This window comes from Protofrankia symbiont of Coriaria ruscifolia (genome assembly GCF_900634745.1).
Classification (GTDB): Bacteria; Actinomycetota; Actinomycetes; order Frankiales; family Frankiaceae; genus Protofrankia; species Protofrankia californiensis.
On sequence record NZ_CAAAFR010000046.1, the window covers coordinates 21,690 to 43,797 of the forward strand.

16 protein-coding genes and 1 pseudogene are annotated in these 22,108 nt (G+C 68.4%); 13 read left to right on the plus strand and 4 right to left on the minus strand.

Annotated elements, in window-relative coordinates; all coding sequences use genetic code 11:
• Positions 1-127: 127 nt before the first annotated feature.
• The 6 genes from CV1CTNOD_RS07135 to CV1CTNOD_RS07155 all read left to right on the plus strand — a co-directional run bounded on the left by CV1CTNOD_RS07135 (position 128) and on the right by CV1CTNOD_RS07155 (position 6,681).
• Positions 128-1,714: a HAMP domain-containing sensor histidine kinase gene (locus CV1CTNOD_RS07135; protein WP_131785363.1), complete on the plus strand. Its 1,587-nt coding sequence runs from the start codon at positions 128-130 to the stop codon at positions 1,712-1,714.
• Entirely contained in the window at positions 1,704-4,238 is a 2,535-nt protein-coding gene (locus CV1CTNOD_RS07140) for a 4-alpha-glucanotransferase (protein ID WP_207386249.1), read from the plus strand. The genes CV1CTNOD_RS07135 and CV1CTNOD_RS07140 overlap by 11 nt, the downstream gene beginning before the upstream one ends.
• Complete coding sequence (locus tag CV1CTNOD_RS07145; RefSeq protein WP_242606441.1) at positions 4,235-4,720, plus strand: hypothetical protein; 486 nt, start codon at positions 4,235-4,237, stop codon at positions 4,718-4,720. Before CV1CTNOD_RS07140 ends, CV1CTNOD_RS07145 begins: the two co-directional genes overlap by 4 nt.
• Complete coding sequence (locus CV1CTNOD_RS07150) at positions 4,707-5,123, plus strand: DUF5130 family protein (RefSeq protein WP_131785364.1); 417 nt, start codon at positions 4,707-4,709, stop codon at positions 5,121-5,123. The genes CV1CTNOD_RS07145 and CV1CTNOD_RS07150 overlap by 14 nt, the downstream gene beginning before the upstream one ends.
• Positions 5,124-5,592: 469 nt before the next feature.
• Positions 5,593-5,817: a hypothetical protein gene (locus tag CV1CTNOD_RS28150; RefSeq protein WP_431607084.1), complete on the plus strand. Its 225-nt coding sequence runs from the start codon at positions 5,593-5,595 to the stop codon at positions 5,815-5,817.
• Between the two features lie 96 nt (positions 5,818-5,913).
• The gene (locus tag CV1CTNOD_RS07155; RefSeq protein WP_431607085.1) at positions 5,914-6,681 is read left to right on the plus strand and encodes an alkaline phosphatase PhoX; all 768 of its coding nucleotides are present in this window, start codon (positions 5,914-5,916) and stop codon (positions 6,679-6,681) included.
• A gap of 267 nt (positions 6,682-6,948) precedes the next feature.
• Here the strand turns inward: CV1CTNOD_RS07155 and pepN are convergent, their stop codons facing one another.
• Positions 6,949-9,507 carry an aminopeptidase N gene (gene pepN, locus CV1CTNOD_RS07160; protein ID WP_131785365.1) on the minus strand — a complete coding sequence of 853 codons (2,559 nt, stop codon included), beginning with the start codon at positions 9,505-9,507 and terminating at the stop codon, positions 6,949-6,951.
• Positions 9,508-9,913: 406 nt separating this feature from the next.
• Here pepN and CV1CTNOD_RS07165 point away from each other — a divergent pair, with 406 nt between their 5' ends.
• The 3 genes from CV1CTNOD_RS07165 (at position 9,914) to CV1CTNOD_RS07175 (ending at position 12,559) form a co-directional block, all read left to right on the plus strand.
• Positions 9,914-11,200, plus strand: a complete 1,287-nt coding sequence (locus tag CV1CTNOD_RS07165; RefSeq protein WP_242606442.1) for an AI-2E family transporter — start codon at positions 9,914-9,916, stop codon at positions 11,198-11,200.
• A gap of 77 nt (positions 11,201-11,277) precedes the next feature.
• Positions 11,278-11,964 (plus strand): disulfide bond formation protein DsbA, encoded by a 687-nt coding sequence (locus CV1CTNOD_RS07170; protein WP_131785366.1) that lies wholly within the window; start codon positions 11,278-11,280, stop codon positions 11,962-11,964.
• Positions 11,965-12,076: 112 nt separating this feature from the next.
• On the plus strand, positions 12,077-12,559 hold the full coding sequence (locus CV1CTNOD_RS07175) for a ribose-5-phosphate isomerase (protein ID WP_131785367.1): 483 nt from the start codon (positions 12,077-12,079) through the stop codon (positions 12,557-12,559).
• Here CV1CTNOD_RS07175 and CV1CTNOD_RS07180 read toward each other — a convergent pair.
• Positions 12,529-12,960: a hypothetical protein gene (locus tag CV1CTNOD_RS07180; protein ID WP_131785368.1), complete on the minus strand. Its 432-nt coding sequence runs from the start codon at positions 12,958-12,960 to the stop codon at positions 12,529-12,531. The genes CV1CTNOD_RS07175 and CV1CTNOD_RS07180 overlap by 31 nt on opposite strands.
• A gap of 396 nt (positions 12,961-13,356) precedes the next feature.
• Between CV1CTNOD_RS07180 and CV1CTNOD_RS27665 the strand changes: the two are divergent.
• Positions 13,357-14,092: pseudogene (locus tag CV1CTNOD_RS27665) on the plus strand (ABC transporter permease).
• A 1,121-nt stretch (positions 14,093-15,213) separates the two neighbouring features.
• Complete coding sequence (locus CV1CTNOD_RS07190; protein ID WP_131785369.1) at positions 15,214-16,203, plus strand: dolichyl-phosphate beta-glucosyltransferase; 990 nt, start codon at positions 15,214-15,216, stop codon at positions 16,201-16,203.
• A 326-nt stretch (positions 16,204-16,529) separates the two neighbouring features.
• Here the strand turns inward: CV1CTNOD_RS07190 and CV1CTNOD_RS27285 are convergent, their stop codons facing one another.
• A complete protein-coding gene (locus tag CV1CTNOD_RS27285) occupies positions 16,530-16,661 on the minus strand; it encodes a hypothetical protein (protein ID WP_278043874.1) in 132 nt (43 codons plus the stop codon).
• A 263-nt stretch (positions 16,662-16,924) separates the two neighbouring features.
• Between CV1CTNOD_RS27285 and CV1CTNOD_RS07195 the strand changes: the two genes are divergently transcribed.
• The gene (locus CV1CTNOD_RS07195) at positions 16,925-18,322 is read left to right on the plus strand and encodes a hypothetical protein (RefSeq protein ID WP_165485361.1); all 1,398 of its coding nucleotides are present in this window, start codon (positions 16,925-16,927) and stop codon (positions 18,320-18,322) included.
• On the opposite strand, the gene CV1CTNOD_RS07200 is transcribed toward CV1CTNOD_RS07195, so the two are convergent.
• A complete protein-coding gene (locus tag CV1CTNOD_RS07200) occupies positions 18,319-19,989 on the minus strand; it encodes a glycosyltransferase family 4 protein (RefSeq protein WP_131785371.1) in 1,671 nt (556 codons plus the stop codon). The genes CV1CTNOD_RS07195 and CV1CTNOD_RS07200 overlap by 4 nt on opposite strands.
• Before the next feature lie 203 nt (positions 19,990-20,192).
• Here CV1CTNOD_RS07200 and CV1CTNOD_RS07205 point away from each other — a divergent pair, with 203 nt between their 5' ends.
• Complete coding sequence (locus tag CV1CTNOD_RS07205) at positions 20,193-21,728, plus strand: lipopolysaccharide biosynthesis protein (RefSeq protein ID WP_131785372.1); 1,536 nt, start codon at positions 20,193-20,195, stop codon at positions 21,726-21,728.
• Positions 21,729-22,108: the final 380 nt, after the last annotated feature.

Below are 22,108 nucleotides of genomic sequence, written 5' to 3' on the forward strand. Positions count from 1 at the left end.
TGGCCCGTTATGAAGGCTCCAGCATGACAGCGCGGCCGGGATGAGCGTCCTACCCGGCTCGGGTACTGCCGGGCAGCAGCCGGACGTACCGGCGGATGCGTCCGGAAGTAGTATGTCCGGAAGAGGCATGTCTGGAAATGGTGCGTCTGGAAATGGTGCGTCTGGAGGCGGGACGTCCTGGCGGCGCCGCTTCGCGCACAGCCATCTGTCGCTGCGTAACCGGATGGTACTGCTGATCGGCGTCGCGGTGGCTGCCGTCGTGGCCGTGGTCGCGGGCGTGGCGCTCGCCTCGACCGGGATCGTGCTCAACAGGTCCATCGACGATCAGCTGACCGAGCAGGTCCAGGCGGCCGCTCGGACGATCGTGCCGAGCATGCCGGGTCCGCGCGGTTCGTGGCGGCTGATCGGATCCAACTTCGGTCTGCCTGCTCAGGTCATCCTCGCGGACGGCAGCACGGCCACCTGGTCGGGGCAGCCGGTGACGCTGCCCGTGAACACCACCGACCTCGCCGTGGCCGAGGGGATGGTGGACAAGCAGCTGCGTACCGTTACCGTGGACGGTGACCGGTATCGGGTGGCGACCTTCCCCCTGCTGTTCCCCGGCCGTAGCCCGGGCGCGATCCAGCTGGCTCGGCCCATGGCCGACGTCGACCAGACACTGCGTACTCTCGGCCTGATCCTGTTGGGGGTGGGCGCGGCCGGGGTGGTCGGGTCGGTGCTGCTGGGCAGGTTGATCGCGCGGGCCTCCCTCAAACCGGTGAACGCCGCCGCCGCCGCCGCCGAGGAGGTGGCCCGTACCCAGGACTTGTCCGCGTTGATTCCGGTTACTGGCAGTGACGAGATCGCCCGGTTGGCCAGCAGCCTCAACAGCATGCTGCGGGCCCTGGAGGCCTCCCGTGCGCGCCAGCGCGAGCTCGTCGACGACGCCAGCCACGAACTGCGCACCCCGCTGACCAGCCTGCGGACCAACATCGAGTTGCTGTTGCGGGCTGAGGCCAACCCGCAGCGCGCATTGCCCGCGAACGACCGGGACGCGTTGCTGCGGGACGTCGACGCCCAGATCCGGGAGCTCAGCGGGCTGGTCAGCGAGCTGGTCGAGCTGGCCCGGGACGAAGTTCCCCCCGAGGACATCGAGCGCACCGACCTGACCGAGATCGTCCACAGTGCGGCGGAGCGGGTGCGCCGGCGTGCCAAGGCGAAGAACGTCCAGATCGTGGTGACCACCGCCTCGTCTCCCGTTGACGGGCGACCGCACATGCTGGAACGGGCGGTGACGAACCTGCTCGACAACGCGGTGAAGTTTTCTCCTCCGCAGGGCGAGGTCTTCGTGACTGTTGGTGGTGGCGAGGTTGTTGTCACCGACCAGGGCCCGGGAATCGCGCCGCAGGACCGGTCCCGGATCTTCGACCGGTTCTACCGCGCCACGTCCGCGCGCGGGCTGCCCGGCTCCGGGCTGGGCCTGGCCATCGTCGCGGATGCCGCGGCCGTGCACGGCGGGAGCGTGTGGGCCGAGGAGGGCCCGGGTGGTGGCGCACGCCTGCGGCTGTCGCTTCCGGTTCCCGAGGACGCGTTGTGGTCGTCACCGTCCGTTGCAGGCTTGAGCACGGCTTGTCCCGACAGCTGGGATGAGGTCAGCTCGGCGGCCTCGTCCGGGTTTGCCCGAGCGTCCGACCGCGGACCCCGACGGGCGAGAGGATCCGTCCGTGGCCTCTGACGACACCGACATCGGTACCGGTACTGACACTGACACTGACACCGGCACCGGTACTGACGCCGGCGCGGGTAGCGGCACCGAGATCGGCACCGGCATCAGCCCTGCTCGGCAGGTGACAGGCGTCGACCCGCTGCTGGCGGAGCTGGCGGCCGTGTACGGCGTCGCCACCCGCTATGTCGACGCCGACGATCGGGAAGTCACCGTCGACCCGGATGTCGTCCGGGCTGTGCTGGGCCTGCTCGACGTCGACACGGCGAACCCGGCTGCCGCTCTTGCCGCGGCTCGCGACGCACCGTGGCGGCGTCCGCTGCCCGCCTGTGTGATCGTACGGCGGTCCGTGCCCGCGCCGGTGATCGCACGGGTGCCCGTCGGTACGCTCCCCCTCGCCCGGCTGGAGTTCGAAAGCGGTGGGCTCCGGGACCTCACCGAATGGGGTGAGGCGGTCGAACACCGGACGGTTGACGGCCAGGACCTCGTCGGCGTCCCGTTGACACCGCCCGCGGGCCTGCCGCTGGGCGATCACGTACTGCGGGTCCGGGCCGGTGCCGCCTCGGCCACGGCAAGGCTCGTCGTCGTGCCGGACGCGGTACCCGATCCTGCTGGAGCCATTCCCACCCGCACCTGGGGATGGATGATCCAACTCTATGCACTGCGGTCGGCGGGCTCCTGGGGGATGGGCGACTATGCCGACCTCGCCGAACTCGCGGTCTGGTCCGGCAGCGAGGAGGGCCGGCGTGCCGACGTGCTGCTGGTCAATCCGCTGCACGCGGTCACCCCGACGCTTCCCATCGAGCCGTCCCCGTATTTTCCGGCGAGTCGACGTTTTGCCTCCCCGCTGTATCTGCGTCCGCAGGACCTGCCCGAATACGCCCACGCGGACGCCGCCACCCGAGCCCGTGTCGATCAGCTTGCCGCCACCGCCCGCGCCGAGGCCGGTACCGAGCTGTCGCCGGGGGACGATCCGCGGGGGGACGAGCACGGTCCGGGCAGGGCCGACCTGCTGGACCGGGACGCGGTGTGGCGGGCCAAGCGCGCCGCCCTGGAGTTGCTGTTCAGCGTCTCCGGCGGCGGCACACCTACAGCGGGTGGCACGGACGCAGCGGGTGGCATGGTCATAACAGGTGGCACGGCTACAGCCGCGTCCACCCGCGCTGGCCACGAGGACGGCCACGGGAATGGCTGCGAGGACGGCCACGAAGAGGGCCACGACGGCCTCACGGATTTCGCAACCTGGTGTGCTCTCGCCGAGCGGCACGGGCCGGACTGGCGGCTGTGGCCGGCACAGCTGCACGACCCGCGGAGCTCCGCTGTCGCCGATGCCCGCGTCGAGCTGCGGGATCGGGTCGCCTTCCACCGCTGGTTGCAGCATGCCTGTGATGCTGCGCTCGCGACTGCGCAAGCGGCTGCCCGCGACGCTGGGATGGCTGTCGGTATCGTGCACGACCTTGCGGTCGGCGTGGATCCCGGTGGCGCGGACGCCTGGGCGTTGCAGGACGTGTTCGCGGCCGGCGCGACCGTGGGAGCACCTCCGGACGGGTTCAACCAGCAGGGCCAGGACTGGGCGCTGCCCCCGTGGCGGCCCGACCGGCTGGCCGAAACCGGTTACGCACCGTTTCGACAGATGGTTGCCGCGGTGCTTCGCCGGGGCGGCGGACTGCGGGTCGACCACATCCTCGGATTGTTCCGGCTGTGGTGGATCCCGGCCGGAAACTCCGCGTCGCAGGGCACCTACGTCCGCTATGACGCCGATGCCATGCTCGGCCTGCTCGCACTCGAGGCGGCCAGGGCGGGGGCGCTCGTCGTCGGTGAGGACCTCGGTACGGTCGAGTCCTCGGTCGCGGCAAGGCTTGCCCGCGCGGGAGTGCTCGGGTCGACCGTCGCGTGGTTCGAACGCGACGCCGACGGTGGGCCACTGCCGCCGCGACGCTGGCGGGAACCGGCGATGGCGAGCATCACCACGCACGACCTGCCCACCGTCGCCGGCTATCTCACCGGTGAGCACGTGCGGGTACGGGCCCGTCGTGGCCTGCTGCGGCGCTCGGAGGAGGCCGAACTCCAGGCATGGCGGCGGGAACGGGACGCACTGATCGCCCTGTTGCAGGGCGAGGGCCTGCTGGCGGTGGATCTCATCGTCGCGGATCCGGCCGACCTGCCGAGGTCCGCTCCCGCTCCTGGCTCCAGCCCTGGATCCGCTTCTGCTCCTGGATCCGCTTCTGGCTCTGATCCCGCTGTTGGTCTCGGCCCAGCGGCCGGTCTCGGCCCGTCGGCGCTGCGCGAGGTCGCCTTTGCCCTGCACGGCCTGCTCGCCCGCTCGCCGTCGCGGATCGTGCTCGCGGCTCCGGGTGACGCCCTGGGCGACCTGCGTCAGCCGAACCTGCCCGGCACTGTGGACTCCTATCCGAACTGGAGGCTGCCGGTGACCGACGCCGACGGTCGACCTGTCACCGTGGAACGACTGCGGGTCGACCCGCAGGTACGCCGGTTGGCCCGGCTGCTCGCCTGCGTGCGGGAACAGGACCGGTGAGTGTGACAGCGACCAAGGACGAGGTGACGCGGCATCGCGGGGCTGCGCCGCCGTACCGTGCCGCGTGGACATGGTTTCAGGCGACCATGGGCCAATCACCCGGTAACCTTCGCAACGTGACTCGTCGACGTCCTCGGCACACCACCACTCGCCGCGTGCTCACCGCCGTGGTGATGGCTCTTCTTGCGATTCCTGCGATGTGCGGCGCCGCGCTGGCGCAGGACATCGGAGACCGGTACAGCCCCGCTCCGCTCACGCCGCTGGAGGCCTGGGCCATCTACGGCGGGACGATCGTCGGCGGGTTCCTTGTCGCGACCGCGCTCACGCTGCTGTCGAGTCGCAACAGCAGCCCGTCCCGTTACCGGCCGGGGCACTCCTGGGAGCATGACGAGGTCTGGATCGGCGAGCCTCCCACGGCCGCCGAAGGCGAGCATCCGCACGTGGCCTCGCCCGGTACAGGCGGTGCCAGTGGCACGTGGTGAGCCCTTCACCTGGGAGCAGCGTGATCGTCTCGAACGGGCGCAGGCGGCGGCGCAGGCCCAGACCGGCATCCGGTTCACCGTCCGGGTGGGCGTCGTCGACGGTGACGCAAGGCTGTTCGCCGAACGGGTACTGGCCAACCTGGTGGAGCTCCCAAGCGACCCGGCCGTTGTCGTCCTGGTCTCTCCCGGCCAGCGGTTCGTCCACGTCATGACGACGCAGGCGGCCAAGCAGCGCATCACCGACCAGGCTGCCGGGCTCGCCGTCCTGACGATGACCTCCAGCTTCGCGCTCGGCGACATCGTCAACGGGATCATCAACGGCCTGCGCCAGCTGGCCGACGCCGCAGGCGGGCACCCGTCCGCCTTCCCCGGCGGGCCGATCGGGGTGTTAGCGCGTGTCTGACAGTCGTGAGCATTGTTCACAACTCGGATTGCGATCGGTGTCGCCGTAGGCCGGCATCGGTCCGACCTGCCCGATCAGCGCGTTTTGGTTGACATCACCAGCCGTCCGACAGGCTGATCGAACGTTGTTGTTCAGCGACCTTCCGGTCGGCCGAAGAGCGCGCGATCATTTTTTCGTGCTCGGCGGATGGTCATCTCCACGCGTGTGCCCGCGAAGTCCGCAACCCCGATTCCTTCTTCTCGCTACCGGCCGAGAAGTGCTGTGCGCCGTCCATTTCCATTCCATTTCCGTTCCGTTTTCGGACGGTTTCTGGATGTTCATCGCCGTGTTCCTCCTGCATCCGCCGATTTCGTCCTAGTGTTACCGGCGGCGCGGACAATGCCGTCCGGAAGGGTCGCCGGCGGCGACGAAAGAGCAGAAAATCCGCAGCCTTCGGCCCGGCGCTGTTGCCGCATCTTGGAGGTCAGCAATGGAACGGCGGACGTTCTTGCGTTCCACCATTGCCGGAGCAGGCGTCATCGCCTTCTCCGGAGCGATGTGGGACACGGCCTTGGCCGCTCCCGCCCAGAATGGTCCCGGCCCCTACGGATCACTGTTGCCCGCCGACGCCAACGGCGTCATGCTTCCCTCCGGCTTTACCAGCCGCATTGTCGCCCGTTCCAGCCAGGTGGTCTCCGGGACCAGCTATACCTGACACAACGCCCCGGACGGCGGTGCGGTTTTCCCGGACGGCACGGGTTGGATATACGCGTCGAACTCCGAGGTCGGTAGTAGTGGCGGTGGCGCCTCGGTGCTGCGGTTCAACTCCAGCGGCACCATCACCTCGGCCCAGTGGATCCTTTCCAACACCAGCTCCAACTGCGCGGGCGGGGCGACTCCCTGGGGCACCTGGCTGTCGTGCGAGGAAACCTCCTCGGGACGGGTGTGGGAGACCTACCCGGCCACCGGCGCGTCCGCGGTGAGCCGCCCGGCCATGGGCCGCTTCAAGCACGAAGCGGCCGCGGCGGACCCGGTCCGCCAGGCCGTCTACCTGACCGAGGACCAGACCGACGGCTGTTTCTACCGGTTCCGCCCGACCACCTGGGGAAACCTCTCCTCGGGCACCCTTGAGGTGCTGGTCGCCGGAACCGGCACGTCCGGAATGTTCACCTGGCAGGTCGTTCCGGACGTGGACGGTTCACCGACCACCACCCGCAACCAGGTTTCCGGCGCGAAGCACTTCAACGGTGGCGAGGGCTGTCACTACGCGAACAACACCGTCTGGTTCACCACCAAGGGCGACAACCGGGTGTGGGAGGTACATGTCGACAACATCACCGGGTCGACATACGGGGACCTGTACGTCGCCGAGGACGGTGGCAACCTGGAGATCTGCATCATCACTCCGGACGACATCGTGGCCCCGTTCCTGCGGCTGGTGGGCCACGACTCGTCGGAAATCACCGGCCCTGCCTTCACCCCCAACGGCCAGCGGCTGTACTTCTTGTCCCAGCGAGGCACCTCCGGCTCGTCCTCCGGAGGCATCACCTTCGAGGTCACCGGCCCCTTCCGGGTCTGACCGGGTCGAATCGACCGGCGGATTTCATATCCCGGTAAGCGTTGTGTCCCAGCAGGCCGTTGTATTTCGGCGGGCGTTGTAGCGGGGACGGCATCGGCACTGCTCCCGATACGTCCGTCCACCACCGGCTGTCGAGCCGCCGGTGGTGGACGGACGACCGCACCCACTCCCGAATGTCAGCGGCCCGTCCGGCTGGGGTGGAAGTACCCCCAGCCGGACTGCTGGCTACAGTTTCATCACGTTCTGTTGCCAGCATGCTCGGGTGGCTCAGGAGCTGGTGGCGGCTTCGGCGTCCTTGGCGCGGGCGCGCAGGGCGCGGAGCAGGCCGTCGCGGCCCTCGACCAACCCCCGGCGCAGTGCCGGCCCGGGATCGGCCTCGGCCAGATAGGCGTCCACCGCGTCCACCGTCGCCGGTTCGACGATCGCGGACGGGAAGAGCATCTGCGTGATCGTCTGAGCCGTGTCGAAGGTCCGGGTCCGCCAGATCTCGCCGATCTCGGCGAAGAACCGGCTCACGTACGGCCGGGTCAGATCGTCCTGGCCGGGAATCCAGAAACCGCCCAGGGTGGCCACGAGCAGATGGTTCGACAACGTGTCGGAGTCGATCGCCGCTGACCAGGCAGCCGCCTTCGCCTCGGCGGTCGGTCGGGCCGACCGGGCGCTGGCGGCCCGCTTCTCGCCGGTCGCCGTCCGGTCGCGGGCGAGCTCCGCCTCGATCTCCTCGACGCCGTAGACACCCCGCGCCACCAGCTGGATCAGCAGCGTCCAGCGCAGTTCGGTGTCCAGCACGAGGCCGTCGATCACGTCGGTGCCCTCGAAGATCGCGCGTACCCGTTCGACCTGGTCGGGGTCTTCGGCGTGGGCGAACGTGGTCGCGTACACCAGCTGCAGGTCGCTGCCGGGTGCTGCGGTGCGCAGCAGATCCTCGACGCGGGCGGACAGCTCGCGCAGGGCCTGCGTCCGGTTCGCCGGATCCCCGTAGGTGTTGATGGTGAGCTGGGCCTTTGCCAGCAGTGACTGCACGACCCCGATGTCGTCCTCGGCGTCCACACCGGACAGCACGAGCTTGACGTAGTCGCGGGCGGCCAGCTCCGCGTCCCGGGTCATGTCCCAGGCGGCCGCCCAGCACAGCGTCCGCGGGAGCGACTCACGGATCGAACCGATCGAGTCGATCAGTGTGGCCAGCGAGCGGTCGTCCAGGCGGACCTTGGCGTAGGTGAGGTCGTCGTCGTTGAGCAGCACCAGGTCGGGCTGCCGGGCCCCGACGAGCTTCGGCACCTCGGTCAGCGCGCCGACCACGTCGAGCTCGACGCGTTCGCGGCGCTGGAGCGAACCGTCGGAGACGCGGTCGTACAGGCCGATCGCCAGCCGGTGCGGCCGCAGGGTCGCGCTCGCCGTCGGGGGCGAGGACGCCGGCTCCTGCACCACGTCGAAGACGGTGAACAGACCCGAGGAGTCGGTTTCGAACCGTGGCCGCAGGGTGTTGGCGCCGGTGGTCTCCAACCAGTTCGCCGACCACACCGTCAGGTCGCGGCCGCTGGCGTTCTCCAGCTCGTCGAGCAGGTCGCGCAGGGAGGTGTTGCCATATTCGTAGTGGCGGAAGTACGAGCGCAGTCCGGTCAGGAACTCTTCCTGGCCCACCCAGGCCACGAGTTGTTTGAGGACGGAGGCGCCCTTGGCGTAGGTGATGCCGTCGAAGTTGGTGCGCACGGCTTCCATGTCCGCCGCGTCGGCGACGATCGGATGGGTGGAGGAGAGCTGGTCCTGCCGGTATGCCCAGCCCTTCTCGGCGTTCGCGAACGTCGTCCAACCGTTGGTGAACCGGGTCGCGCGGACCTGGGCCAGTACCGACATGAACGTGGCAAACGACTCGTTCAGCCACAGGTCGTCCCACCAGCGCATCGTCACGAGGTCGCCGAACCACATGTGCGCCATCTCGTGCAGGATGGTTTCGGCCCGCCGTTCCCGGCGGGCTTCGGTGACCTTCGCGCGGAAGACGTAGTCCTCCAGGAACGTCACGCATCCGGCGTTCTCCATCGCCCCGGCATTGAATTCCGGGACGAAGAGCTGATCGTACTTGCCGAACGGATACCGGTAGTCGAACACGCGGTGGTAGAAGTCGAATCCGGCCTTGGTGACGGTGAGGATCTCCTCGGGGTCGAGGAACTCGGCGAGCGACTGCCGGCAGTACAGGCCGAGGTCGATCCCATCGTGGTGGTCACGCACCTCGTGGTAAGGGCCGGCGACCAGCGCGGTGATGTAGGTCGAGATGACCGGCGTCGGCTCGAACAGCCAGAAGGTCCTGCCGTCCCCGGCGTCGGTGGTCTCAAGACGGCGGCCGTTGGAGATGCACCGCCATTCCGGCGGCGCCACCACCGACAGCTTGAAGATCGCCTTGAGGTCCGGCTGGTCGAAGCATGCGTACATGCGATGTGCGTCGTAGGTCTCGAACTGCGTGTACAGGTAGACGCCACCGTCGACCGGGTCGACGAAACGGTGCAGTCCCTCGCCCGTCTTCGAGTACGCGCAGTCGGCCACCACCTCCAGCTCGTTGACCTCCCGCAGCTCCGTCAGTGTGATCCGGTTACCGTCGTACACCTCGGCCGTGGTCAGACTGTGGCCGTTGAGGGTCACCGTGTGCACGCTCGGAGCGATCAGTTCGATGAAGGTGGAAGCGCCCGGCTCGGTGCAGGTGAAATGCACCACGGTCCGTGACACGAAGGTCGCATCACCGCGGGTCAGATCGAGGTTTGCCTCGTAGGAGGACACATTGAGCAGCCGGGCGCGCTCACGCGCCTCGTCGCGGGTGAGGTTGTTGGCTGACACACAGGTCCTTTCGATCCAGAGGCGGACAGGTGACGTCCGGTTGCTCCGTTGGTTCCGGTCCGTTGGCCTGAGTCTGTTCGGTCCGAGCCAAGGTGTCGAACGTCCCGACCCGATGGTCTGGTCAGCGCGACGGAGGGTCCGACGGGTTCTTCAGTCTCCCATGCCCCGTGCGGCGGTTGTGCCGGCTCCACCTGGGCCTACCCCGTGGCGGCGAATGGCTACCCCGCCCATCTGCTGTCGGGTTTGATACGGGAGGTTCGAGGAGCGATTGTGGGCTCGATGCCCGAATTGTCGGGCAGAGTGACGGGGGAGAGGATCCATGCGGGGAAATGGACGCGGGGGAAGGGGCGAAGCGGGTGACGGGTTCGATCATTGAGGTCGCCGTGACGGTCGACCAGGAGCGTCCGTGAAGTGGGGGACCGGCCGCGGACGCCGTGCTCGTCCGAGCGACTCCACACCACGTGCGCGGGTACCGACACCGGACGCCGCGGTGCCGGATGCCGCCGTCCCGGACTCTGTGCTGCCGGATCCTGTGCTGCCGGATGTTGCGGCGCCGGGCACGGTCGTTGCGCCGGAGGGGCCTGTCACCTCGACCGAAGGGCCTGCCACCTCAATCGAACCGGTCGACGCACAGGTTCCGGCGCCACTGCGGGTGGCTGCCGGATGGTCGTGGCGCCTGCTCATCATCGGTCTGGCGATCTACGTACTTCTGCTCGTGGTCGGACGTGTCCGCGTCGTGGTGATCCCGGTGATCGCCGGCCTGCTCATCAGCGCCATGATCTACCCGACGGCTCACGGTCTGCGTCGACGCGGGGTACCCAGGCTCGTGTCGTCCTTCGTGGTCGTCTTCGGCTTCCTGATCCTGGTGGCGGGCGCCGGAGTGGGCGTCGGCTTCAACGCGGCCAACGAGTTCCCCAATCTTTCTGACCAGGTCAGCAAGGGTGTGGAGCAGGTTCGCGACTACCTGCAGGACGGCCCTCTGCACCTGTCGAAGAGCCAGCTGGACGATCTCACGAACGACATCACCACGGCTTTGGCGAACAACCGGGGCCGGCTGGTCTCCGGAGTGCTCTCCGGAGCCACGGTCGCCGCCGAGGTGATCACCGGAATCCTGCTCACCCTGTTCGCGACCTTCTTCTTCGTCCACGACGGCGACCGGATCTGGGACTGGATCGTGGCCCGTTTCCCCTCGGGCAGCGAGGAGCGGGTCCGGGGCGCGGGGAGGGAGGCATGGGCGACCATCACGGGATACATCCGCGGGACGATGTTCGTGGCGCTGGTGGACGCGATCGGTATCACCATCGGGCTGCTGGCCGTCGGGGTTCCCTTGGTCGCGCCGCTGGCACTGCTGACCTTTCTGGGAGGTTTCATCCCGATCGTCGGCGCGACGGTGGCAGGCGTGGCGGCCATCCTGGTCACGCTCGTCTCCAACGGTCTGGTACCCGCGCTGGTCATCCTCGGTGTGGTGCTCGGCGTACAGCAGATCGAAGGTCACCTGCTCCAGCCGTTGGTCATGCGACGGGCGGTGCGCCTGCACCCGCTGGCGATCGTCATCTCACTGTCCGCGGGTGGTGTACTGGCCGGCATCCCCGGAGCGGTTGCCGCTGTGCCGTTCGTGGCGGTGATCAACCGGGTCGCGGGCTATCTCGCCCGATCCGGGAAGCAGCCACCCGCTCCCGATGGTTGCGCCTGAATGACCGATGAACCTGGGCCTCCCGGCAGCATGATCGCGCTGCCGACGTGCCCGTTTCTGGCGATCAGGAGTGACTTGTGACCACGCAGTCCGGGATCGAGACCGTGTCCGCACGCCCATCACCGGCCTCCGGATCGGATCCGGGGCCTTCTGGCCCTTCCGTCCCTACGCAGGCCGGCTTCTGGTTCGATCCGAGCTGCCCCTGGGCGTGGCTGACCTCGCGCTGGGCGCTGAACGTCGAACAGGTGCGGCCGGTGCGGTTCAACTGGCACGTGATGAGCCTCGCCGTCCTCAACGAGGGCAGGGACGTCCCGCAGCAGTACCGGGAGCAGATGAAGCTCCTGTGGGGTCCGGTGCGGATCTGTATCGCCGCCGCGGCGCGCCATGGCGACGAGGTGCTGCTCCCGCTCTACACGGCGCTGGGCCGGCGTCGTCATCTGGAGAAGGCGCAGTGGAACACCGACACCTTCGCCGCGGCGCTGGCCGAGGTCGGCCTGCCCGCAGATCTTGTGGACACGGCAGCGTCGGACGAGTTCGACCAGGCGCTGCGGGCGAGTCACCACGACGGCATGGACCGTGTGGGCATGGACGTGGGAACCCCGGTGATCGCGGTGGGGGATACGGCCTTCTTTGGCCCGGTCGTCACCCCGGCGCCGAAGGGCGAATCCGCTGGCAGACTCTGGGACGGTGTGGTGCTCGTTGCCGGTACGCCCGGCTTCTACGAGCTCAAGCGCACCCGGGATGCCGCCCCCTCGTTCGACTGAGCGGTGCCGACGGCGCGGCGATGCGCTCCGCGTGTCGCCTGTCAGGTGCGGTTTCCTCCTTTTCAGCGGGAGCGGGAGTGACGACCACATGGGACGGGCATCATTTCCACCCATGCGCGTTCATCTAGGTTCCGACCATGCGGGCTTCCAACTGAAGGTCTCGTTGATCACATGGCTGACCGAGCACGGTCATACGCCGGTCGACCACGGACCTGCCACCTATGATCCGGACGACGACTATCCGCCGTACGTGCTCGCGGCCGCGACTGCGACCGCGAGCGAACCGGACGCCTTCGGCATCGTTCTCGGTGGTTCCGGCAACGGCGAGGTCATATGTGCGAACAAGGTCTCCAGCGTGCGTGCGGCGTTGGTCTGGAGCACCGAAACCGCCCGGCTCGCCCGGTTGCACAACGACGCCAACGTGATCAGCCTTGGTGCCCGGATGCATACCGTCCCCGAGGCCGTGAGCTTCGTCGAGGTGTTCCTGCGGACGCCGTTTAGCGCCGAACAGCGTCATGTCCGGCGGATCGGCATGATCTCCTCCTACGAGCGAACCGGTGTGGTTCAGGTGCCGTCGGCACCGCTGGCCCCCTGAGGCCGACGCTGCGCCCGGCCGGCGGTGGCCGCGGGGTGGTCCGTCCGCAGACGCCGGCGAATGACGATGCTGCGTTCGGCCTCGGCCAGGTCGTCGAGGTCGGGGCGGGCGATGTCGCGGGCCCGCATAGCCGTCCCCGGAGGTAGCCGCGACCGCCCGGCGCCGACCAGTGCGCGCAGGCCGGGATCACCGGTGCTCCAGCGGCGGCCCGGCCTGTCCTGCTGGCCGTCGCCGGGGTCCGCCGGGGTGTTCCTCCGCGGGTTCGGTTCGCCCGACGCTGTGGCGCCATCAGACCTGCCGCTATCAGACCTGGCCCCATCGGAGTTGGCGTTATTGGACGTGGTGCCGTCAGACGTGGTGCCGTCAGAGCCGGGTTTGTCGATCTGATGGCGTTTCGTCATCGAATGTCCCTCCTGTGGCGCCTCACGGCGAGGCGTCCACTGGATCCAGGGTGTTCCATCACCGGCGCGGGTGCTCGTTGCGGGCGCCGGCCGCGCAGCCCACTGACGCAGCCCACTGACGTCGGACCGCGTCCTCGCCGGCCGGGTTCTCCGACACGGCCTGCCGCTGGAGGGGAAGGTAGGTTGATCGACGGGTTCGGGCCTCAGTACGTTATGTATAAGATCACCTATAGCAGGACGTACTGAGGGAAGTACGTGTTTAGCAAGATATGAGTGTGAGCAGCGACATGCGGCCCGTGACGGATAATGCTGTCCTTGCCGACGATCTGACGGTGTACCGGTCACGGCAACCGTGCTCCTCGGATTGAGCACGGAAACAGGAGAAGTGGTTTTCTGATGTCGGTACGGATGACTTTCGTCGTTGCCGGCAGGGTGCTCACCCAGATTCGGCACGACCGGCGCACGACCGGCCATCATGCTGATGGTACCGAGCCTGCTGCTCGCGTTGCTGTATTTCGTGCTTTACAACCGGCCTGACCTGTTCGACCGGATAGGCCTGATGCTGCTCGGCATTTTCCCTACGCGTCCATGTTCCTGGTCACCAGCGTGGCGATGTTGCGGGAACGGACCAGCGGGACGCCGGAGCGGTTGCTGAGCACCCCGTTGCACAAGCTCGACCTGCTGGTGGGTACGGCATCGGGTTTGCGGTGGCCGCGATCGTCCGGCCGGTGCGGCGGCGTTGGTCACGTACACCCTGCTTGGGCTGCACACGGAGGGCAACGCGGGGCTGGTCATGATGATCGTGGTGTGCACGGCGGTGCTTGGGTCCGCGACCGGCCTGCTCACCAGCGCGTTTGCCAAGGCCGAGTTCCAGGCGATGCAGTTCCTGCCGGCTACGGTGATGCCCCGGATCCTGCTGTGCGGCCTGATCCGGCCGCGTGACCGGATGGCGCCGTGGCTGGACGCGGTCAGCGATGCGATGCCGTCGAGGTATGCGGCGGTGGCGCTGACCGAGGTCGGCGGGCACTCGCTGCCGACGGGCACTATGTGGCTCGATCTCTCGGTTGTCGTCGGCTGTGTTCTCCTGGCGCTGTTGCTGGGTGCGGCCACGTTCCGGCGGCAGACCGCGTAGGGACCGGAAAGGAGGGACTAGAAAAGACGGACCGGAAAGGAGAGACCGGAAAAAGACGCGGCACGGAGTCGCTCATCGGCTGTTCGAGCGGGTAGGGCAGCTTTATTGGAAAACCTCTCATTCCTCCGGTAGGGGTGAGAGCCCGGGTGACACCCGAACAGGGTGACCGTTCGTACTGCCCGCGTTTCATGCCCCGTCAATGCCCACGGAAACCGGCAGATCTCACGTCCACGATACTTTCGGTGCAAATGTGCCGACGTTTGTCGAGTGGGTGGCCGAATTCCCGGCGGAGGGTTCCCCTATTTTCGTCCGGGGTATGTGTCGGTACGCAATGGTGGGGCGAGGAGGTGGCGCATCTGTCCGCCCCGGGTCGCTGTCAGGTCATGGACGCTCATCGTCGTTGTCCCTTCGGTGGGCTGTGATCATGGTCGTCATGCGTGACGTAGCTGGGATCTCGGTCCGACCTGGGAATCTTCCGCGGCCTGCTGCCCACCCGGACGGCGTTACCGATGCAACCCCGCGGGTCGCGGCTTTTCCGGGCGGTACCGCGCCCTCTCCGGCCGTGCGGCAGGAGGTTGTGGTGTGACGAATTGCGGACTGTCGGATGTGCGTCGCAGTGATGTCAGGGTGGCGGGCGAAGGGCGGGATCGTGCCTGCGGGAGGATGCCGTAGGTGTACGTGTGAGGCGGCGCTGATCCGTGGGTGGACAGTTGTGCTCATGGGCCGGTGCCTCGGCAGCGAAGCCGATGGCGATGCTACCGATTGTGAGGTTATAGTGACGATGTTCGGGCCGGATGTTGCAGTGGATTTCCGGAGGTGCCCCCATGGACGGTCACGCTCCGAATGGGTGCGGACCGCAGCGCTGACTGTCAGGACAGGGCAGGCACATGTCCGACCCCCGGCCGCCGTCACGTATGGCCGGAAGACGCTGACGTTCTGTCAGTGTCCGGCCGGTGCATCTTTATCAGCCGAATATTCATCTGACCTGGCATCTCAAATCCTGACGGCTTGGCGATGTCGCATCGAAACTTCGGCCGGATGTCGGACGGCACGAAGTGCTTCGAGATCGGCAGGCGATCACAACTGCCTTCGTCGTTGCCGACGCAGCTTGGGAGTGACTCTTGGACTACGTTCCCGTCAGCATCGTCATCCCCGCCTTCAACGAGGCGCACCGGCTCCCGGAGTCACTGCCCCGGCTCACGTCCGTGCTGAGCAGGCTTGCCGGCGCAGAGGTGATCGTTGTCGATGACGGCAGCAGCGACTGCACCGCCGAGGTTGCCCAGCAGCTTCTGAGCGAACTCCCGCGATCACGTGTCGTCAGGCTCCCGTGGAACTCCGGTAAGGGCGCGGCTGTTCGGACCGGGGTGGCGATGGCTCGGGGCGCGTCGATCGTGTTCATGGACGCTGACATGGCCTCGGACGTAAACGATCTTCCGTTGCTGCTTGCCGCCCTCCAGGATGCCGAGGTGGCGCTGGGATCGCGCCGGATCGGTGACAGCGCGGTCCGCTCGAACAGCCGGCGGATGGGTAGTTGGGCGTTCAACCAGGTCACCCGGACGCTCGCGGCGCTGGACGTCGCCGACACCCAGTGCGGCTTCAAGGCGTTCCGCCATGCCGAGGCGAAGCTGTTGTTCAGCCTGTCCAGGTCGACCGGCTTCGGTTTCGATGTCGAGGTTCTCTCGATAGCCCGGTCGATGGGCTACCGGATCACGGAGGTTCCCGTCCGCTGGTCGGAGATGGACGGTGGGACGTTCCGGGTAACCCGCCACACCCCGGCGATGCTGGTCGACGTGGTACGGGCTCGGCGTTATCGGAGGCGGGTTGCGGTCACGCCCGTGCCGTTGCGCCTGCGGCCCGTCGAGGCGCAGCCGCCGGTCGTCCTGCAGCCGGTGCCCACGACTCTGGCGGTCGTCCGGCGTCCCGGTGTGAGCACGCCCCTGACGGACCCGGACGGTACCCAGGCGCCGCAGACGCCGGTTGCCCGGGTGATCAGCATGGGTACCGGTGCGTTGGTGGCCGGTGGTGGTCCGGCGGAGATACCCGCTTCGCCGACCATGCTCCCAGGCGGCCGGGACACCGGCCGGCAGCCGGCTCCGCGTGAGGTCGTGTGAAGTTCCCCGTTTCCGGCTGAACCGATACCGGCTGAGTCGTATCGGTTCGGCCGGGCAGGTCGCTGTGCGTCGTGATCCGACCACGGCCTCCAATGAGGGGCACAGTGGTGTGCGGGCAGTGACATCAGGGCCGGGCGCCGGTCCACCCCGTACTGCGTCGTTGCACCTGGTTGTCCATCTGGCAGTTTTATTGTTTTATTATTGTTGGTATTGCTACCGATGATTGATATTTGCGACTGGCGATGGGGCGACTCCTGCCGGTTTGTGGTGTCAGCTGCTTGAAGAATTGTTCTGATGTTGTTTATAAACGACTCTCCGCTAGCTGCTCATTCCGGCGCTCCGGTCGCCGGAGCGAATCCGGCGACCAGCGAGGTCTTCACCACTATTCCCGGCTGGATCACATCAATGGTCTCGACGAGCCCGAAACTGGGCTGCGTGGGGATCTGTCGTGGGGACATTCGCCGCTGGACCGTTCTTCCGACCGGGATGGACGGGCAGGCAGAAGGAGGATGTGAACATCGACTCCCACGAAATGTGGCGATCCGCGTTGCTCCCGGGACCGTCCGCACCCCCGGTTCCCTCCCCGCGAACCGGATCGTCCGCACCGCCGGTGTCGACCCGCTCGGGCCGGACCGCTTCGGTCCGGCCCGGTTCCGTACAGACGGATTCCGTTCGGACCGGCTTCGAGCCCGCACGACCCGTCCAGGAACGCCGTTTCTCGGTGCTGGAAGATCTGATCATCGCCTCTGACCGCCGGGTCGCGCCGATCTCGGTCGGGATGATCGCTCGTACTCGCGAGATCATCGACCCGTTCGTCCTGCGCGACGCGGTGATCGGTGTCCTGATGCGACATCCGATGGCCCGGGCACGCATGCGCAGGGGTCTGTCCGGTCGGTGGTGGTGGTTCCCGCACACACCGGATGATGTGCTGACCGTGACGAAAGGCGACAGTGACGACGACGCGTGGGAGAAGTTCGCGGACATCTGCTCGCATCCGTTCGACCTGACCGCATCCCCTCCGCTGCGGGTTCTGCACGTGCGGTTGCCCGATGGTGACGCGGTCGCCGTCGCCGCGCATCATGCCGCGCTGGACGGAATGAGCGTGGCGATGCTGCTGTGGGCGATCCTGGAGCGCTGCCCCACCACGGATCCTTGGGGCGGTGGCAGCGAGCCCACCGGACATGCGACGGCGACCGCGGCTGTCGGCGTGCGTACGCTCGCACGGCCCGACCGGTCGGTGCCGCCTCTCCTGCCGGCGCGTGTCCGCCCAGCGCCTGTCCGTCCGGTACGCCGGTTCGTGTCCGGGCTGCCGGTGCCGCGGATGCCGAGCCGGGTTGCCCCGTCACCCGGCACTCGCTCCGTCCATGCGCATGCCGAGGGTGCGCACCCAGGCCAGGCATCGGACGATCGTCACAGTTCTGCCTACGGGGTGTACTGCCAGGTCGTCCCGATCCCGAAATCCGTCCGGACGCTGGTGGAGGACGCACCGGCCACTGTCAACGATCTCCTCTTGGCCGCCGCGAAAGTGGCTGTCCAGCGGTGGAACACCGCGGCCGGGCAAGCCACCGTGACGTTGCGGGTACGCATGCCGATCAGCCGGCGCACCCCGGGTGGTACGGCCGCCATCGGAAACCACACCGGCGAAGTCCTGATCGTGACGACGCCGCGGGATCGCCGGGATCCCGCCACACTGCTCGCCGCGGTGCGCAGGCAGACGGCGGCGAGCAAGACGGCGGGGCCACCGCCGGTCACCGGGAGCGGGATCGGCGGTGTCGCCCGACTGCCCGGCCCTGCCCGCCACGCGCTGCTCCGGCTGGGTGTGAGTATGGCCCGGCCGTTGCTGATGCCGACGATCACCGTGACGAATCTGGGTCGGCTCGCCGACCCGTCGAGGTCAGGTGCGCACGGGCCAGATATCACGTCACTGCACTTCGCGGCTTTCGCCGGGTTGCCGCAGGGGCTGGTGATAGCTGCGGCTGGTTACCGTCATAATCTCAGTCTGACTTTCTGTTACCACCGTGATCTGTTCGACCGGGCCGCCGTGAGCCGCTTCGCACAGCTGTACCGGTTGGCGCTGGGTGAACTTACCGAGTTCCCCGTGGTGGAGACGGTTGGTTAACGCGCGGTGGCCCGTGGATCCGCGGTGGCCGTCGGATCCGCGGTGACTGTTGCGGCCGTGGTGACTGTTGCGGCCGTGGTCTCTCCTGCGATCACCGGATCGGGCAGCGCGCAGTGGACAGCGGCGATCAGCAGGTCCTCACCGGTCGCGGGCCGCACCTCGATCGGACCGGTTACACCGGCCCGGACGAGCGCCGCGCAGGCATCGGCGGGTTGCGCACCATAGAGGACCGCGACTGCCCGTCCGGGGCCCTTCACGGTCCTGGAGGGGCAGCCGTGGGCGGGTCCGGTTTCGTCCCCGTCCCCGTCGGGGACGGCGTCCCCGGTCAGGCGGTACACCAGGTCGGTGCGACGCAGGATCGGCAGCGGGTGGGTGGGTTCGAGGGGGAACTCCGCGTGGGTCACGACGTCGTCCGTGCGTCGTGACCCACGCGGACGCCTGCCCAGCAGGCCCCCTCCGAGCATCCCGCGGGTCCGTGCGCCCAACCGGTCCATCTCGGCGGTCACCACCCGGGCAAGCAGCTCGGCGGTGGCGTCCCAGGTGAAACCCGCGGCCCATGCGCGCGCCCGCTCGCGCCAGCGCGCCGCTGCGGCCGGGTCCGCCAACACGGACAGGACCGTGTCGATCGTCGCCGTGAGCGAGCCGGGTTCGTCCACCAGCCAGCCGGTGTGTCCGTGGCGGACGGCGTCGCGTAGTCCGGGGACGCGGAAGGCGACCGCCGGCACGCCATGGGCGTTGGCTTCCAGAACCGACAGGCCCCAGCCCTCCCCATGCGAGGGATTGACCGTCAGCCAGGCCGTCGACAGCAGCCGGTCACGTTCGGCCGCGTCGACATGGCCATGCCAGCGCAGGACCTCCTCGCCGACGCCCAGCCCGTGGGCGTGCTGGACCAGCCGTTCGCGGTCGGGCCCGTCCCCGACCATGTCCACGACGAGGCCGGGATGGGAGGTACGCAGCGCGGGGAGCGCGTCGATGAGCAGGTGCAGCCGCTTGTGCGGTACCAGCCGACCGACACAGACGATGGTCGGCCGCTCGGCCGGCCGGCTCGGACCGGCCTGCGCCGGGACGTCCACCGGGGTGTCGGCGCCGCCGGGCACGATGAAGCGCGGTCCGGCCAGCTTCAGGATGTCCCGGGCCTCGTCCCGGGTTGACGGTGACACCACCGCCACCGGGCGCCGCCCGTACACCCAGCGGCTTCCTGGAGCCTCCAGAAGCTGCCCGATCCGTGCCACCGGTGCCGGGAAGTAGAGCGGGAACTGTCGTTGGTGGACGTGGTGCAGGACCTGGACCACCGCGGTGGTGGTCGGCAGCACCAGGGGGCTGAAGAACGGGATGCCGTTCTGGCAGTCCACCACCGCGTCGACACCGCGGCGGTCGCGCAGCAGCCGGGCGAGCGTCGCCGGGTATACCCCGAACGTGCCACCGCGGCGGCGGACCTCGACGCCGCGGACGTTCTGTGACCGTGCTTGCCCAGCTGGTCGGGCGGTGAGCAGACTCACGCGTGCGCCGGCCGCGGCGAAGCGCTCGGCCACCGACTGGCAGTAGAGTTCAGCACCACCGGCCTGTGGGTGGTCAAGATCACGCCAGTTGAGGAACACCACGCGGCGGCCGGCGAGTGTGCCGATCTGCCTGCTCAGACTGCCTGCGGGCGCTGCGGTTACGGGCACCGGCGCACTCCTTTCGGTACGGCCGTCTCAAGCCTGCTGACGCCTGTGGCGCAGATCGTTGCCCCACCCCGCGACGATGGTGCCAGATCGCGGGCACCGAACGCCGGTGGGGCACGACCTTGGCCTACCGTGAATCAGTGATGTCCGGCAAAGGGCGGCAAAACGGGCCCGCTGCCGGACCGAGGCCGTGCGGAAGGAGATGGGTGACGAACGTGAGACGCGAGGTGCTCGCGCGAGTCCTCCAGGGGCCCGGGTCGCTCGCGGCCGCAGGGGTTGCCGTCAACGGCGGCAATCTTCTGGCCAACCTGGTGTTCGCACGGGCACTCGACGCCACCAACTACGGCGCGCTGGTCGTCCAGACCGGAATATTCCTGATCCTGTCGATGGGCGGCTCCGCCCTGCAGGTCGCCGTGGTGCAGCGGGATACCTCCACCCCCGGCAACACACGGCATCAGCGGGGATTCTGGATCCGCCGCCTGCGCGGGGTCTGCGCGGTCGGGGCGGCCGTCACCTGTGTCCTCGGTCTGCTGGCCGCCAGCCCCACGGCAACGGTGCTGTCCTATCCCCATCCGCTGGCGATCGCCGAGGCGATCGCGGCCGCGGGGATGTGGCTCTCCCTGTCGGTCGAGCGCGGCCTGCTGCAGGCCCGTGGCGCCTACCAGGAGCTTGCCCGCAACTTCGTCCTCGAGGGCGTTGTCCGGATCACCGTCACCATCGGCCTGGTGTCCGCCGGGTTCGGGGTGAACGGCGCTGGCCTCGGTCTGATCGTCAGCGTTCTGCTCGCGACCGAACACGCCCGCCGGCGCACGGCACGCACGTCGTGGAGCGTGGCGGATGCGCGGCGCACGGCCACGCACGACGGGACCGACGGGCCGGATCACATCGACTCCACGGGGCCGATGCTCCTGCGACCCACTCCGACGGTGCGTACCAGGCACGCCCTCCGGCGTGACACGACAACCGCGCTCGCCGCGCTCGTGCCGCTGGCCATGCTGCAGAACATGGACGTGGTCATCGTCGGCTGGCTCAACCCCGCCTCGGTCGGGGCGTACGCCGCCATTGCCACGGCCTGCAAGGTACCGGTGTTCATCGGACTGGCGGTGGCGAACTTCCTGCTCCCGGAGGCGGCCCGCCGCCGGCAGCAGGGTCGTCCCGCTACGGCGGCGCTGCTGGTGGCGGTCGGGTGGGTGGTCACCCCCGGGCTGCTGCTGGTGGCGATCGGCGGGGTGGCCGCCCGGTTCCTGCTGTCGGAGGTCTTCGGTCCGGGCTTGACCGGGGGTGCGTCCGCCCTGTGGGTGTTGGCGCTTGCCATGACCTGCCTGGCCGTGACGCTGCTGTTCACCAACTACCTGCTGGGTGCGGGCTGTCGCGGTGTGGTGGGCGTGCTCGCGGCCGGAACCGTGCTCACCGGCGGTGGCCTGGTCATGGCTGGTGGGGATCTGGTTGCCACTGCGGTGATCGCTCTCGGTTGCCAGGCTGTGACCGCCTCCCTGGCCGGCTTCATGGTGTTGCGTACGCATTCACCCGCCGCGTTGGGCACGACTGCGGGTGTGCCGTTGGATCGGGCGTCCCGGCTGCGGGTGGGTATCCGGCCGGACACGCGGACAGGCGGGTTGGATCCGGATGTCGACCGGCAGCCGGGCAGGGGGTCCCGCCGCGGCCTGGCCGGGATCCCGGAAGCGCGTGACCGGGGACCCGTACGTGAGCCGGGTGGTCTCATCCTCGGCCGATCCAAGTAGCCGTTCGGCAGCATGTGGTAGCCGCTATACGGCCGTCAGGTCCGCCGGTCCGCGGGGACCCGATGCCGCCGGGCGTGCTAAACCGAAAGGTAGGTCACCCCACCGGTTTTCCGATCCTGACGAACCGGGGCCATGCCGTCATCGGAAACTAGGAGGCATGCGTCGGGATTCCGTACCGGGGGGGCATTCGCCGACACCCGGTGAAGTATCCCCTCGCGCCGGTGGTGAGCCCGACCAGATGGCAGGCCGGCAGGAGCACTCGGTCCCCCGTCGGGAGTGGATTCCGGTTCGGCCCCGGCGCAGTCCGGTCGGCCCGGTGGATTCCGGACAATCCACCCCCACCTCTATACCTACCCCTGTACCTGCCTGCGTGCCCCCCG

Excerpts from the sequence above, each read along its gene's own strand:
- CV1CTNOD_RS07135 (WP_131785363.1), top strand. The coding sequence starts at position 128 with ATGTCTGGAAATGGTGCGTCTGGAAATGGTGCGTCTGGAGGCGGGACG.
- CV1CTNOD_RS28150 (WP_431607084.1), top strand. The coding sequence starts at position 5,593 with ATGGAACGGCGGACGTTCTTGCGTTCCACCATTGCCGGAGCAGGCGTC.
- CV1CTNOD_RS07175 (WP_131785367.1), top strand. The coding sequence starts at position 12,077 with ATGCGCGTTCATCTAGGTTCCGACCATGCGGGCTTCCAACTGAAGGTC.
- CV1CTNOD_RS07180 (WP_131785368.1), bottom strand. The coding sequence starts at position 12,960 with ATGACGAAACGCCATCAGATCGACAAACCCGGCTCTGACGGCACCACG.
- CV1CTNOD_RS27285 (WP_278043874.1), bottom strand. The coding sequence starts at position 16,661 with ATGTCCCCACGACAGATCCCCACGCAGCCCAGTTTCGGGCTCGTCGAG.